We start from the raw sequence: 14500 nt of genomic DNA on the forward strand, positions 1-14500 counted from the left end.
GAAATTTGGCGTATAGATAAAGAGGGACCCGTTGCCTGGGTTCCGAGGAGTTCATATGCGCTGGATAGAAAATGTGGAACGCTTTGTTTTTGGAGCCGAATGCCTAGGATGCGGGAGCCCTTCGGGGGCCTTGGACCCTTGGCTGTGCCCGGAGTGTGTCAAGGAACTGGAACGCGAATCGACTATAGATGTGGCTCCCGGGCCGGATACCTATAGTTTGTACCCCATGCGGCCCTTGACACGGCGCTTGGTGCATGCGCTCAAGTATAGGGGAATTTCGGGAATGGCGACGTATCTGGTCAAACATTCGGCATCGGTTCGGTGCGGGCTTTTGCGCGAGGAAATGTCCATGTTCCCGAAACCGCTTTACTTTGTTCCTGTTCCGCTCCATAGGGCCAGGTATAGGGAACGCGGCTACAATCAGGCCGAAAAGATAGCCGCGGCGCTTTCGCTTGCTTTGGGCGGTAAAGTCTGCCGTTGGCTGAAGCGAAAGACTTTTGTTGTTTCGCAGACGAAGCTTTCCAAGGAAGAACGGGAGCGCAATGTGGCATTTGCATTTGGCTGCGTGCTAAAAAAGCCTCCTTTATCGGGGACGGTTGTCGTCGTGGACGATGTCTTTACGACGGGGGCGACCACTTCGGCATGCCTGGCGGCTTTCGGACGGGATTTCCCGCTCCCGGTCAAGGTATGCACGCTACTTTATGACGAGCCCGCCTCGGCTGTTGCCGATTTTGTCGCCGACAACCAGATGGAATGGGAAATCAATTAGATGTGAGATGGGGGAATGGGGAATGCAAAAAAGCTCCCGGACGGGAGCTTGTTCGCGGAGGAAGAGGGACTCGAACCCCCAAGCCTTACGGCGGCGGTTTTCAAGACCGCTGACTTACCAATTAGCCTATTCCTCCAAGGTTTCCCAAGGATAGAAAATTTCGCCTAATTCTGTCAAGCGTAGTTGAGAATAATGCAAAGTTTATCTAAATTTTACATAGTATGACGGATTTGGACGACAAGCAGGTTGTAGAATCCCAAAGGATACTGGAGCTGTTGTTCGCTTACATGCCGAAAATTGCGGCAGAGCGAAAGATGGATGGCTTGCTGATTCTGATGGCTGATTTGGGACGCTCCATTGTGGTGGCGGACCGCTGCTCCCTGTGGCTTGTCGATAACGATCGTGGCGAATTATGGACCAAGGTTGCACACGGCGTAAGCGAACTTCGCATTCCGCATGACGCGGGCTTCGTGGGCTATTCCGTCAGGACGGGTGAACCACTCTTGATCAAGGATGCCTACCAAGACCCGAGGTTCGATCGTCGATCAGACGAAAAGACGCATTATCGAACAACGTCTGTAATGACCGTTCCGCTCATGAATTCGGCCGGCAACGTGATGGGTGTGTTCCAGGCGATCAACAAGCGGGGAACTAACGAACAGGGTGAAGCTGCCGTATTCTCGATACAGGACTTGGAACGCCTGAGCCTTACGGCTGTCTATTCTGCAAAGACTGTCGAATCTGCCATGTTGAATATGGAACTGGAAGCGACCCAGCGTGAAATCATCCATATTCTGGGTGAGGTTTCGGAATACCGTAGCGAGGAAACTGGCGACCATATTCAACGTGTCGCCGAGATTTCTAGCATGCTGGCGAAGTTCCTGGGGCTCCCGGAAAACGAGGTGGAACGTATTCGCTTGGCCGCCCCGATGCACGATTTGGGCAAGGTCGGCATCCCCGACGCCATTTTGAACAAGCCGGGCCGCTTTACGGACGACGAATACACCATCATGAAGACGCATTCCGAAATCGGCTACAACATGCTCCACAATTCCAAGCGCCAGTTGCTTCGCTTTGCTGCTGAAATTGCCCGTTCTCACCATGAACGCTGGGATGGCCGAGGCTACCCGAAGGGAATTTCCGGCGAAGAAATCCCCTTGGCTGGCCGCATTTGCTCTGTTGCCGACGTCCTGGATGCACTTTCTAGCCCGCGTTGCTATAAGCAGCCCTGGCCCGAAGAAAAGGTCAAGGAAGAATTCCTGAAACAGCGTGGCGCACAGTTCCAGCCGGAGCTTGTGGACGTGTTGATGGGACACTGGGACGAAATTTATTGCCTTTACCGACGCAATTTCGATTAAAATTTTCTAAACACTTAGCGCTTTTTAGAATTTTTGAAAACAAAAATTAAAAAAGACCTCGAATTCGAGGTCTTTTTTTTCGTGGCACCGGTCAGAATTGAACTGACGACACGCGGATTTTCAGTCCGCTGCTCTACCAACTGAGCTACAGCGCCGACTTGGTAGGCCAAATATAGAACACTCTGTGATACTTGTCAAGGGTAAATAGAATATTACTGATAATTTTCCCTTTTTTTTGAATAATCTTCTAAATTTAGTATCTGGGTGCTAAAGAATATGGCCTTGGAAAGTGGGATTTCCCGGGAAACGTTTTTAATAGGATAGCAGTGTGTACATATTCAACAAAGTAAATAGTCTGGCTTTGATGGGCGGACTGAGTTTGGTTTTCTCGGGTCTGGTTGCCTGTAACGATGACTCTGCATCGCATAACCGTGCAAATGACGATCCTCCTGTAAAGATTGATACGGTGAAAAAGGTTGATCCGGTTACCGGTGATACTGTTACGGAAATTAAGGAAACTCCTGCGACGAGGGATACTGTCCGTACGATTGACCCGGTTACGGGCGATACGCAGTATGTAGATAGAATCATTTATGTCCCGGCCGACACGACCGTTCACTGGGTGGGTAATTCTTCTTTGGTGATTACCGAAATTAGCCCCGTAAACTTGGACTGGCTCGATGAAAACGGAGACGATCCGGGTTGGATTGAAATCTACAATGCCGGTGATGTCGCTGCTAACCTCAAGGGTTATTCGCTTGTTGAAAATTTGGAAAAGCCGCGCAAGTGGATTTTTGGCGATGAACTGCTTGCTCCAAAATCGTTCCGCACCGTGTTCTGCGACAAGAATGATGTGAACGCCGTGGCACCCTCTGCAGATACGTCCAAATATAAATCACGTACCCATACCAACTGGAAATTGAATAAGGATGGTGGAACGGTCTACCTGATTGACCAGTATTATTCTATCCGCGACTCGGTCAAGTATCCGGCTCTTAGCGCGGGTATGAGCTGGGGCATTATCGATGGCGGTGCCTGGAAGTTCTTTGAAAAGCCGACTCCCGAACAGCCGAACAATGCGACTGAAAGTTATGAAGGTGTAACGCCTACAATCAGCTTTGGTGAACATGGCGGCGGATTCTATAATGGCTCTGTGACCTTGAACAAGCCGAACGTTCCGGAAGGCGTGACTGTACGTTGCACGAAGGACGGTTCTGTTCCCACAAAGAATTCCGAAAAGTTCGAATCGGACATGAAGATTGAATCGACCACGGTTCTTCGCTGCGCCGCATTCAAGGACGGCCTCCTTACTAAGGACGTGACGACCAATACCTACTTCATCGATGAAACGGCCAACATGCCCGTGGTGGCCGTGAGCGTGGATCCGAGCTTCTTTGAAAAGTATTACAAGAAGACGAATGGTGGTGAACCCGATATGGATCATGACCAGATGTATGCTCCGAATGAGTCTTATCCGAATGATTCTGGTGAACTTCCGGTTCACGTGGAATACTACGAAAAGGGCAGGAGCAGCAAGGGTAAGGCCTGGGAAGCCGATGGCGGTATTTCTTTGATGGGTGGCTGGAGCCGCATGGAACGCAAGAAGTCTGTCGCTATCGTGATGCGCGAAGAGTATGGCGGAACCTGGTTGAAGTATCCTTTGTTTGAAACCCGCAAGGGCGTGAACGACAAGTACAAGGGATTCAACCTGCGTAACAACGGTAACCGTTTTGTGAGCGACTACTTTGCCGATGCCGTAGGTGGCGCCATTCTTGAAGGTAGTGGCGTGGATTACCAGCGTAGCCGCCAGGTGGTGGTGTTCTACAATGGAAAGTACTACGGCATTCACGATATGCGTGAACGTTTCAACAAGAACTTTGTCGAAACGAATTATGGATACGATGCCTCGTCGGTCACGTTCCTCAAACATTTGGGGATAAAAGTCGAAGCAAGCAATGGTACTCCTGACGAATACCTTGCCATGCTGGAATATGCCGCTGCACACGATTTTGCTACGGACAATGATGCTTATACCTACATGACGCAGCTTATGGATATGGGCAACTTTGCCAATTACATGCTTGCCGAAATGTACGTTCATAACGGTGACTGGCCGAACAATAACGTGCGCGTCTGGAAGTCCCCGGAATCTCCGCTCTGGAAGTTCATGATCTATGACCTTGACCATGGCTTTGACTGGGAATGGGGCGTGTCTGGCTTTAGCGATGGCACGAATATGTTCAAGTGGGTTAAGCAGGGTGGACGTGACAATGGCTCTTGTTACACGAGCAGCAATAAGGCCTTTACTGGCGATAAGGCCCATTGCTTCCATGTTCTGTACACGAAGTTGATTGAAAATCCCAACTTCAAGCGACTCTTCCTGAACCATGCTGCCGTGATGCTTCAATCTTACCTGAATGCAGAAAATGTCAGGGCAAAGGCAAAGTTCCTTGCCGGCATGCTGAATTCCGAAGACGTTGCCAGGGATATGGATGTAGAAGCCTATAAGGAAAGAAGAGGAACGTATCCACATGGCTTCGATGCGAATGGCGAAAGGCTCGGCCCCTGGGCAGAAGAACGCGATGGCAAGTTCCTGTCTGAAATTCAGGAAGAATTTGGTGTCGGAAGCATGACTTCGGTCTCGATTACCGCCAACGGCAAGGGCTCCATCGTTATGGATGGCATGACGCTGCCGAGTGCAAATTATAAGGCCAAGTTCTTTGCCGGAAACGCAATGGTGCTGACGGCCGTTCCCGAAGCCGGTTCCATATTCGGTGGATGGACGGGTTGCGAACCTGTGGCTGGCACGCCGGAAACGTGTGTCGCGACGGTTGCAGAAGGCCTGTCTATTACGGCATCCTTCAAGTAGTTGCAATTTGTAAGCATTTGGAAAGGAGCCTGTGGCTTGAAGCCTAGGCTCCTTTTTCTATATTTGGCGCCATGATAAGCCCTGTGCGCAAGATGTTCGACGAGATTGCCAGTCGCTATGATTTTTTAAATCATACGCTCAGTTGCTTTCAGGACATTTTGTGGCGCCGCAGTTGCTGTCGCGAACTGAAAAGGGTAAAGCCCGGCAAACGTCTCTTGGATTTGTGCGGAGGCACGGGCGATTTTGCGGTCACTTACGAAAAATTCAATGGCAAGCCCGATATCGCCGTTTTGGGCGATTTTTCTTATGGAATGCTGAAGGGCGCTGCAGGGAAGACGATGACGGCTATCCCTGTGCAGCTGGATGCCATGAAAATGCCTTTTGGCGACGCCTCGTTCGATGTGATTCTGAACGGATTTGGAATGCGTAACTTGCCCGATGCCGAAGGCGGCTTGAAGGAATCTGCCCGCGTGCTCTCGAATGGGGGGTACTTGCAGGTGCTGGAATTCTTTTCGCCGAGGAACGCGTTCAACAAGTTTTTCTACAAGAGACTTGCACCGCTCTTTATTCCGGTGCTGGGTGCCTTTTTTAGCAAGCGGGAAGCTTACGAATATTTGGTGAATTCGGTGCTTCGTTTTTTGCCGGTTGCAGACTTTGTCAAGTTGGCGGAGTCGAACGGCTTTGAACTGGTGCATGTGAAACCTTGCTTTTTCGGTGTAGCTTATCGCATATTACTGAGGAGACGGACATGAGGTTCATTTTGGGGGTGACCGGCGCGAGTGGCGTCATTTACGCGACAAGAACCGCGATGCATTTAAAACGCCTGGGGCACCATGTGACCGCCTTGGTGACGCCGCCGGGCAGAGGCGTGGTAGCCTACGAGGGCCAGGACGAATTGTTCGATTACGTGGACGAAGCTCCCGACGTGAAAAACTTCTTTGCCGAATGCGCCAGCGGATCTGCCGACTATGCCGGCATGGTTGTGGTTCCCTGCTCCATGGGTACGATTGGCCGCATTGCCGGCGGAACGTCGGATAACTTGTTGATCCGTGCCGCCGATGTCTGCCTCAAGGAACGCCGCCCCTTGATTGTGGTGCCGCGCGAGACTCCTTACAACTTGATCCACTTGGATAACATGACCCGTTTGACTCGTCAAGGCGGGATTGTGATTCCGGCTTCGCCGCATTTTTATGACCACCCGAAGACGATTGAAGAATTGGTGGATACCGTAGTTGCAAAAATCTTGATGCACTTGGGCGCGATGAGGGATGCTGCCGATATTGTAAAGCCTTGGAAGGGAATTTCGATTCCTAAGGCTGCCAAGCAGAAGACTCCTTCTGTGAAACACTTGGCCAAGGTGAGAGCGAAAAAGAAATAACTATGCTTAAAAAGGTTCTTGAATTCGGCCACATGGTGCGCTTTAGCCATTCGCTTTTCGCGATGCCTTTTGCGATTGGCTCCATGTGGGTGGCGGCTGATGGTTTCCGCGGCATGGCTGCCGCGGAGGCGGTCAAGATGATTGCGCTTATTGTGGGCTGTATGGTGACCGCCCGTAACAGCGCCATGAGCTTTAACCGCATTGCCGACGCCGATATCGATGCCAAAAACCCGCGTACTGCAAAGCGCCACCTGCCTGCGGGGCGCCTGAGCAAGTCGTCGGTAATCGCCTTCCTTGCTATAAACGGAGTGCTTTTCGTGGTGTTTGCCGCGCTGTTACAACCGCTCGCCGGCTTGCTTGCATTGCCCGTATGGCTCCTGTTGCTTTCTTATTCCTACTGGAAACGCTTTAGCTGGCTTTGCCACTGGTTCTTGGGTTTTGCGATTGGCATGAGCCCGCTTGGCGCCTGGATCGCCATTCGCGGCGAATTCGCTGTATTCCCGATATTCTTGCTCGTGATTCTGATGCTCTGGATGGGCGGCTTTGATATCATCTACGCGACACAGGACGAAGAAATCGACCGCGCCATGGGACTGCATTCGGTGCCGGCCCGTTTTGGCCGTAAGCGTGCCTTGCAAATCGCTTTCTGGAGCCATGTGGCCATGCTTGCCTTGTGTGTGGTCTTCGGCGTGTTCTGGGACATGGGAATCCCTTGGTGGGTGGTTACTGGACTCATGACTGCTGCAATCCTCTACATCCATTTATTCCGCAAATCCGATGACCTGGACACCATGAACCGTGACTTTTTCTTGGCGAATGTCGCCATCAGCGTACTCGTGATGGCGGGGCTTATCGTATGGATTTGCATGGGAGGCGATGTTGATGCCCTTTACTAACGGCCCCTTCAAGAAACCATTCTCTATCGAAGACAAAATCAAGATGTTCGACCGCATGGGCGCTACCGCTGCCGTGATTGCGCTGGTCATTATTATGCTGATTGAATCGGGACATGTGGGGGAGTACAAGAACCTCGCCGATATGGGGCTTACCGCGATGATCGTGGTACTTGCCGTTTCGCTCGCCGGCAGTCTTTTTTATAAGACCAAAAGAAAGTAACTTAAATTTCCAAGTCGGCGGAATACACGGTTTCGACCGTTCCGTCGTCGCATTTGAAGAGTAGGCTTCCGTCTTCTTGCATGTCGAGGATGGTGCCATTTTTTTTGATGGCACCGTCGCCGCTTTCGCGGTTCTGGTCGGTGCAGCGGTTGTTGACTACGATAGTACCGCGTGCGCCAATGAACTGGTCCATGCGCTTCCAGGCTGCAACCCACGGACGAATTCCGAAGGCGCGGAACTGCCCGATGGCACGTTCCAAATTCGCTATAAGCATTTGCAATAGTTTTTCGCGGTTGATCTTTTGACCGCAAATGTCCTTGAGCGTGGTGACGGCGCGGCCCAAGTGGGCGTAATCGAGCGGGCTGCTGTTCACGTTGATGCCCACGCCCATGCTGATTGCAGGATGAACTTGGCCGCTTGAGTCATGCTGAACTTGGTTGACGTACACAACCTCGGCCAAAATCCCGCAGAACTTGCTTTTGCCGCAAAGAATGTCGTTTGGCCACTTGACGGTGACTTTTCCGACGCTTTGGTTTCCGAGTCCATGCGCGTTGGATTCGTCTTGCAGACTCTTGAACACTTCGGCGAAGGTGAGGGCTGCGACTTGCGTGACTTGCGGAGCCGATGCGAGCGGGATTCCTTCAAGCGGAATCAGAATGTTAAAGTAAAGGTTTTGCCCGGCGGGGGAGGCCCAGGTGCGTTCATGACGGCCACGCCCGGCTGTTTGCGTGTCTGCCACGTACAAGGTGCCCGGTTGAATTTCGCCTGCAGCAGCGCGGGCCTTCATTAGGCTGTGAGTACTTTCGATTTCCTGGAAAAGTTGCGCAGGAGCTCCGCTTAATCCGCAAAGTTGCCAATCGGCAAAATTTCGTTCGCTTGAAAACATTCTTGCTATTTCTAAGCTCTAAGTTCAGCCGACTGGTTTTACTGGTCTTTCGCCTGGTCTTCGATCATCTTCAAGGCTTCTTCGGGGAAGATGGCGAAGTATTGCTTCTTCTTGTCTTCGAAGAGTTGCAGCAAACGTTCCTGTTCGAACTGTTCGCGGTCGATGTTCTGCATAAAGAATTCGTCGCGGGCGAAGTCGCGGGTGGTCATCTGCTTCTTGATGTCTTCGGAGAGGTCTATGTCGTCCCACAGGATGTAGTACGACCCGACGATGCCGTCGGCAAAGATGTCCACGTTCAAGGTGACGGAGTTGCTCTTGGTCGAGTCGACTAGCTGCACCTTGGTGTCGCGCTTTTCGGGGCGGAACACTTCTACGTCGTTCACGGGTTTGTCCAAATCCTGCGACCAGCTGAAAGCAGCTGCGCACAACAAGAACATAACCTTATGCTTGAACGACAAAATCATAGCTACAATATACAATGAAAACGCCCCAAATAAAAGGGGCGGGCAAAAAAGCGTGATAAAAAGGGGCTTAAAACCTGAATTTGTGGCGTCAGGACTCAAACCACGCCGTATTGTTTCCATTTGCCGCCGCGCCAGCGGATATAATTCACAATAGAACGGTAGAATTCGTCGGCGGCCATGCCGAGCCAGATTCCCACGAGGCCCATATCGAGGCCGAAGGCGAGCAGGAGGGCGGTGCCGAGCCCGCAGGTCCACATCATGGTAGACCCCACGATGGCGGGGAACTTGGAATCGCCCGAAGCACGGAGCGCCGAAGTGATGACCATGTTCGCGGCCTTGAAGGGCTGCAGAATCACGTCGCACCAAAGGCAGAGCTTGCCGAGGCGGATAACTTCGGGGTCGCTGGTGTAGAACGAAAGCAGCTGGGTGCCAAAAAGTGCAACGATAACTGCCACAATGAGTCCGCTAGCGCTTCCGGCAATCAAGCTCTGGTGCAGTCGGCGGTTCGCCTTGTCAAAGTCGTGGGCGCCTACAAGGTGGGCGACGAGAATCTGGTTCCCGCTGCTCAGGCCCACGCTCAAAATGACGGCGAGCATGGCGAAGTTTGCGCTAAAGATTCGGGCGGTCATGGCGATAATGCCCAAGTGCACCACGATGGCGGTCAGCACCACCTGGAAAATCTGGAAACTTACGGGCTCTACGGCAGCGGGAAATCCGATGCGGATCCAGTCCGGCAGAATCACGCGGGAACGCTTGAAGTCGGTACGGCGGATCTTGTGGTGGACCTTGACGTGCAAGATGACAAACAGAATGCTCGCGGCAATCAGCCACGAAAGCATGGTGGCAAGCGCTACGCCCTTCACACCCATCTGCGGGAACCCGAGGTATCCGTTCAAAAAGATCACGTTCATGATGGCGTTCGAAACAATCGTAATGAAGTTCCCGAGCAGGTTCCAGACGGTAAGACCGTGGGTCGCGATCAAAGACGTGAGGGAAGATTGCAGGGCGCGGAACGCAAAGCCGATAGAGACGATATGCAAGAATTCGCGGGCGTGGTGGGCGGCATCGCCGGTAAGACCCATCCAGCTTACAATCTGGTTGTTTAGGGGGATAATAACCAGCGTGATTGCAATACCTAACAAGAGGCTGCCCAACAACACCATAGTCTGGGTGGTGCCTGCTTGCTTGGGGCGTTCTGCCCCAATAAACTGCGAGGCGATGCTCGCCCCTGCCTGGGCGAATGCGTTGATGGCCATAAAGAGCGCGCCCAGCACGGGCATTAATGCCCCCACGCCCGCCGCCGCCGATTCCGACGTACGCGACAGGAACCAGCTGTCCATCATGGGCTGGCACGTGGCGATGCCGAAGGTAATGAACAACGGCCACGAAAGGCTTAAAAGGGAACGATCCTTCACTTGCACTTGCATACGGAGCCAATTTTAGAAATGCCCCGGCTGTAAGGCTAGGTTATTTAAAAATTATCTGTATACAGAAGTATTCACTTTAAACTCGTCATTGCGAGCCGAAGGCGAAGCAATCCAAGAAAAATGTGATGGATTGCTTTGTCGCGTACGCTCCTCGCAATGACGTTTTTCTTTATTAATTCTGAACTCCGAAGTCCGAGTTGTCACTCCCCGCGGTTCTTGGCGGCAACGTCTTTGTACTTGTTGTGGTCGGCCAGGTTCGAGCTGAAAAAATGCGTCATGGAACCGTCGTCTTTTGCAACAAAGTAAAGGGCATCGGTCTTCGCCGGGAACAGGGCCGCCTCAATAGCCTTGCGGCCCGGGTTCGAAATCGGGCCCGGCATGAGTCCCTTGAATTTGCGGGTGTTGTAGGGGCTGTTGCTGTTCAACTGGCTCTTGTAAATAGGGCCGGTCAAGTTCTTGAAAATGAACCGTACCGTGGGGTCTGCCCCGAGCGGCATGCCTATGCGGAGCCTGTTATGGAATACGCCTGCAATCAGCGGGCGTTCTTCGGGAATGCCGGTTTCTTCTTCGACCACGCTTGCAAGCGTGAGCACCTTGTGCCAGTTGCCAAGAGTCTTCCACATGGAGCCCGGGCGCTTTTCCATTTCGTCGCGGACCTTGAGGTTTGCTGCTACCATGTGCTTGAGGATTGTCTCTTCGTCGGCGTCAATCGGGAAGGGGTAGGTGTCGGGGAGCAGGTAGCCTTCCAGGGAGTTGGCCTCGACTCCGAGACTGCGGGCGAACTTCGGGTCTTGGACGAGCTTGTTCCAGCGAGCCTCGCTCAGGTCCGGGAACGCCTTTTGCAGGTAGGCCGGGATTTCCCAAGAGGCGCGGCCTTCAGGAATGGTTACACGGCGTACGGCGACTTTTCCACTTGCGATAATGTTGAGCACCTGCGGCAATGTGAGCCCGCCGGGAATTTCAAACCAGCCGGCCTTGAGACTCGGGTTTAACCTTTTCATGGTCAACCGGAAGGCGAGGTCGTCGCTCCAAATTCCATTCTGTTTTAGGATCTGGAAAACTTTGGAGGGAGAGCTCCCTTTGGGGACCTCGATGAGCACGGTTTGGCCGTTTTGGGCCTGTGCTCCCATCCTGGACTTGAGGTTTAGGGTCAAAAAAGTGCCCAAAAGTGCCAAAATGATGGCCAAAATAAGTAAAATCTTCTTCATATCGCAAAAATTTAAAAGAAAATCTGACGAAAGTCAAAAATAAAAGGTATATTCGTACTTGCATTGTCAAGTTTTTAACCTGTTTCTGAGGAAAGATATGAAAAAGGTGCTCTTAATTGCTCTTGCTCTCATGGTTAGCGTTTCTTTCGCTGCGGGCAAGAAGGTTAAATCTAAGCTGGGTGACGTGGACCTGACCAAGGAGAAAGATGGCGGTTCTGTCGTTTGTACCGCAGGCTTCAATGACGAACTGACGATCCTTAAGGACGGCGAAACGGAAGTGCTCGTGAAGGGTCCTTGCGGACAGGGTTGGGTTCAGAAGTCCAAGATTGAATACGTTGCTCAGGCTGCAGGCGACAAGTCCATGAAACTCGATCAGGTGGACGTGGTCGGCTGGCTCGATAACCCGAGTGCCGTGTTCGTGTTGGAAAACGACGACCTCGACCTCGACGGTGTGAACATCGACCGTGACTTCAAGGAATACTTGCAGCACACGATGGACCGCGAACAGATGGAAATGCACAACAACGAAAACTAATTCGTTTCGCGACATCTCGCAGTTTAGTTGCCTGGCCTAAAAGCCGGGCTTCTTTTTTTGTCATCCCCGGCCAAAAATTTGTCTACTCGTGTAAACATTATCAATAACTTATGTGTTTGAAATCACGTGGAAAAATGGGCCTTATAATCTAAATTTGGTTGCGAAAATTGGTGTATCAGAGGATATATGACTACCAGATTTAGTGCAAAGATGTTTGGCTTGGGCCTTCTCGCTTTCGGTTTAGTTTCTACGGCGTTTGGTGCCGATATCGTTCCCACCCGCGTGGGGCCGGTGAGTCAGTACGGCCAGTTACAGGCCGGCAAAAACTCTTAAAACTATGGCCGCATTTATGGCAGCTGCAAGGGGGTGACCGCCGGAAACGAGGTTGCCGTGCAGGGCATGAGCCTTTTCTGGAGTATGGCTAAAGGTGACGAAGGACCGGATTATTGGAACGGAAAAACGATCTCAGGACTTGTAGAAAAACAAAACATCCAATTGATTCGTGGTCCTGTCGGAGTTGATGGCGACTGGAAAAATGGGAACGGGAACTATTTTACGAATACGGATTTCCATAGGAACTTGATGGATTCGGTGGTAACGGCTGCCATTAAAAACGACATCTATGTGATTATCGATTTCCATAGTCATTGCGCAGAACAGATTACGAGTGATGCACAGTCGTTCTTTAGCTATATGGCTCAAAAATGGGGCGGCTACGACAATGTGATTTTTGAAATCTACAATGAGCCCAAGAACAATTGTTCTGACGGCTGGTTTGACTTGAGCGGAGCGCAAAACTACTGGAAAGAAAAAATTGCCCCTTACGCAAGAACGATTATCAAGACAATTCGTACCTATTCCGACAACCTGATCGTGGTAGGAACTCCATATTTTGACCAGTATACCAATGCGGCTCTTGCTGAACCGCTCAATGATGCTAACGTGGCGTATTCGTTCCACTACTACGCGGGTGAGGACCCGTATCGTCACAAGACGGATGACCAGGGTGATAGAGCCGAAAAGGCGATGCAAGGCGGACTTTCTGTCTTCGTGACTGAATGGGGCAATTCTGCGCCGAGCGGAAATGGTGGCTTTAACAAAGATTATAGCAGTGTTTGGTATCAGTGGATGACCAGGAATCAGTTGTCGGGCGCAAACTGGTCCGTGTCGAATAAGAATGAAACGGCGTCTTATTTTAGTGGTGGCGCCTGGAATTATTCGGAAAGCGGTAAATGGGTAAACGAGAATGTTTTTGCTCCGATTCGTAATAAGGTATACACCGCCTGCGCGGCAACGCCTGCGTCATCGAGCTCCAACGTAGTTTCTTCTTCTAGCGTTGTGTCTTCCAGCTCTGTTCAGTCTTCCAGCTCTATCGCTTCGTCCAGTTCTGCAAAGTCCTCTAGCTCGGTGGCGTCTAGTAGCTCGGTTGTGCGATCCTCCAGTTCCTGGGCTCGTTCCTCAAGCTCAATCTCGTCTTCGAGCAGCTCGCATATTTCCTCTAGCTCAATCTCGTCTTCGAGCAGCTCGCATATTTCCTCTAGCTCAATCTCGTCTTCGAGCGAAACTTCTAGCAGTTCTGTTCAGTCTTCCAGCTCCGTGGAATCTAGCAGCAGCGAAGTAGTTGTGGAAAGTTCTTCCAGTGTCGAATCTTCCAGCTCCGAGGTGCTCGCTTCTTCAAGTTCCGAAATAGTCTCTTCTAGCTCTGAAGAATCCTCCAGTTCTGTTGTCTCGTCTTCGAGCAGCTTGCAAATCTCTTCAAGCTCCGAAGAATCGTCCAGTAGCAGTGTCGAGGAATCCAGCTCCAGCGTCGAATCCTCCAGCTCCGTGGCGCCGGTGTCCTCAAGCTCTAGCGCATCGCCTGTCGTAAGCAGCAGTTCGGAGGCCTTGTCCAGCAGTTCCGAATTTGTACCGAGCAGTTCGTCTGCAGCACCTGCAGTCACTGTGGTGGGCGAGTTGATTCAGACGATTGTGCAGGGCGGTGATTTTGAAACGATTACGTTCAATGACGTAGTCTCCTATGTCCGCAAAAGTTGGAATCTCCATTTCTTGAAGATGGAACAGTCGGGTAACCAGGTGACGGTTACGGGTTCTATTCCGAGCTATATCCAGCCCGGTTCCTACAGCGAAGCCATTGAACTCAATGGCGAAAAGTTCGAAATCAAGCTCACGGTTGAAAATACCACCGTCGTGATGGCGCCTGTGTCGAATTCAATCTTGCTTTCTGTCGAAGGTCGAATGCTCCAAGTGGGAGGTGCTGCTTGGGCCAATGTCGATGTGTTCGATATGCAGGGGCGCCCGGTTGTAGGCTTTAAGCGGGTGAGCGGTTCTGTCGCTCTCGACATGCTCCGCCAGGGCAATTACGTTGTGCGCGTGCGTTCGGGCTCCAATAGCCTGACTCGCCAAATTTCGATCAAGTAGTCGTCTGTCTGACAGCGTGTAATGAGTCCCGCCTCGAAGGATAATTCGAGACGGGATTTTATGCATAAATTT

At 51.6% G+C, this 14500-nt stretch carries 14 protein-coding genes and 2 tRNA genes; 10 read left to right on the forward strand and 6 right to left on the reverse strand.

What is annotated here, in order from left to right:
• The first annotated feature begins 55 nt into the window (after positions 1-55).
• Entirely contained in the window at positions 56-769 is a 714-nt protein-coding gene (locus BUC02_RS04850) for a ComF family protein (protein ID WP_073319400.1), read from the forward strand.
• A 55-nt stretch (positions 770-824) separates the two neighbouring features.
• Here BUC02_RS04850 and BUC02_RS04855 read toward each other — a convergent pair.
• A tRNA-Ser gene (locus tag BUC02_RS04855) sits at positions 825-905 on the reverse strand.
• Positions 906-990: 85 nt separating this feature from the next.
• On the opposite strand from BUC02_RS04855, the gene BUC02_RS04860 reads away from it, so the two are divergent.
• Entirely contained in the window at positions 991-2127 is a 1137-nt protein-coding gene (locus BUC02_RS04860; RefSeq protein ID WP_073319403.1) for an HD domain-containing phosphohydrolase, read from the forward strand.
• A gap of 82 nt (positions 2128-2209) precedes the next feature.
• Here BUC02_RS04860 and BUC02_RS04865 read toward each other — a convergent pair.
• Positions 2210-2282, reverse strand: a tRNA-Phe gene (locus tag BUC02_RS04865).
• 224 nt (positions 2283-2506) lie between these two features.
• On the opposite strand from BUC02_RS04865, the gene BUC02_RS04870 reads away from it, so the two are divergent.
• From BUC02_RS04870 to BUC02_RS04890, 5 genes are all read left to right on the forward strand, one after another.
• On the forward strand, positions 2507-4996 hold the full coding sequence (locus BUC02_RS04870; protein WP_217653070.1) for a CotH kinase family protein: 2490 nt from the start codon (positions 2507-2509) through the stop codon (positions 4994-4996).
• Between the two features lie 71 nt (positions 4997-5067).
• The gene (locus BUC02_RS04875; protein WP_073319409.1) at positions 5068-5748 is read left to right on the forward strand and encodes a ubiquinone/menaquinone biosynthesis methyltransferase; all 681 of its coding nucleotides are present in this window, start codon (positions 5068-5070) and stop codon (positions 5746-5748) included.
• Positions 5745-6374: a UbiX family flavin prenyltransferase gene (locus BUC02_RS04880; protein ID WP_073319412.1), complete on the forward strand. Its 630-nt coding sequence runs from the start codon at positions 5745-5747 to the stop codon at positions 6372-6374. The genes BUC02_RS04875 and BUC02_RS04880 overlap by 4 nt, the downstream gene beginning before the upstream one ends.
• Before the next feature lie 2 nt (positions 6375-6376).
• Complete coding sequence (locus BUC02_RS04885) at positions 6377-7270, forward strand: 4-hydroxybenzoate octaprenyltransferase (protein ID WP_073319415.1); 894 nt, start codon at positions 6377-6379, stop codon at positions 7268-7270.
• Positions 7257-7490 (forward strand): hypothetical protein, encoded by a 234-nt coding sequence (locus tag BUC02_RS04890; RefSeq protein ID WP_073319417.1) that lies wholly within the window; start codon positions 7257-7259, stop codon positions 7488-7490. The genes BUC02_RS04885 and BUC02_RS04890 overlap by 14 nt, the downstream gene beginning before the upstream one ends.
• A gap of 1 nt (position 7491) precedes the next feature.
• Here the strand turns inward: BUC02_RS04890 and BUC02_RS04895 are convergent, their stop codons facing one another.
• The 4 genes from BUC02_RS04895 to mltG all read right to left on the reverse strand — a co-directional run bounded on the left by BUC02_RS04895 (position 7492) and on the right by mltG (position 11475).
• The gene (locus BUC02_RS04895; RefSeq protein WP_073319419.1) at positions 7492-8376 is read right to left on the reverse strand and encodes a biotin--[acetyl-CoA-carboxylase] ligase; all 885 of its coding nucleotides are present in this window, start codon (positions 8374-8376) and stop codon (positions 7492-7494) included.
• A 38-nt stretch (positions 8377-8414) separates the two neighbouring features.
• On the reverse strand, positions 8415-8840 hold the full coding sequence (locus BUC02_RS04900; protein ID WP_073319422.1) for a hypothetical protein: 426 nt from the start codon (positions 8838-8840) through the stop codon (positions 8415-8417).
• 95 nt (positions 8841-8935) lie between these two features.
• Positions 8936-10255 (reverse strand): MATE family efflux transporter, encoded by a 1320-nt coding sequence (locus tag BUC02_RS04905; protein WP_254794104.1) that lies wholly within the window; start codon positions 10253-10255, stop codon positions 8936-8938.
• 212 nt (positions 10256-10467) lie between these two features.
• A complete protein-coding gene (gene mltG / locus BUC02_RS04910; RefSeq protein WP_083564394.1) occupies positions 10468-11475 on the reverse strand; it encodes an endolytic transglycosylase MltG in 1008 nt (335 codons plus the stop codon).
• A 97-nt stretch (positions 11476-11572) separates the two neighbouring features.
• On the opposite strand from mltG, the gene BUC02_RS04915 reads away from it, so the two are divergent.
• From BUC02_RS04915 to BUC02_RS04920, 3 genes are all read left to right on the forward strand, one after another.
• Positions 11573-12010 (forward strand): hypothetical protein, encoded by a 438-nt coding sequence (locus BUC02_RS04915; protein WP_073056223.1) that lies wholly within the window; start codon positions 11573-11575, stop codon positions 12008-12010.
• Between the two features lie 186 nt (positions 12011-12196).
• A complete protein-coding gene (locus tag BUC02_RS16130) occupies positions 12197-12343 on the forward strand; it encodes a hypothetical protein (RefSeq protein WP_175549799.1) in 147 nt (48 codons plus the stop codon).
• Between the two features lie 33 nt (positions 12344-12376).
• Positions 12377-14428: a cellulase family glycosylhydrolase gene (locus tag BUC02_RS04920; protein WP_073319429.1), complete on the forward strand. Its 2052-nt coding sequence runs from the start codon at positions 12377-12379 to the stop codon at positions 14426-14428.
• The last annotated feature ends 72 nt before the right edge of the window (positions 14429-14500 follow it).

The organism is Fibrobacter sp. UWOV1 (genome assembly GCF_900142495.1).
In the GTDB taxonomy this organism is placed as follows: Bacteria; Fibrobacterota; Fibrobacteria; order Fibrobacterales; family Fibrobacteraceae; genus Fibrobacter.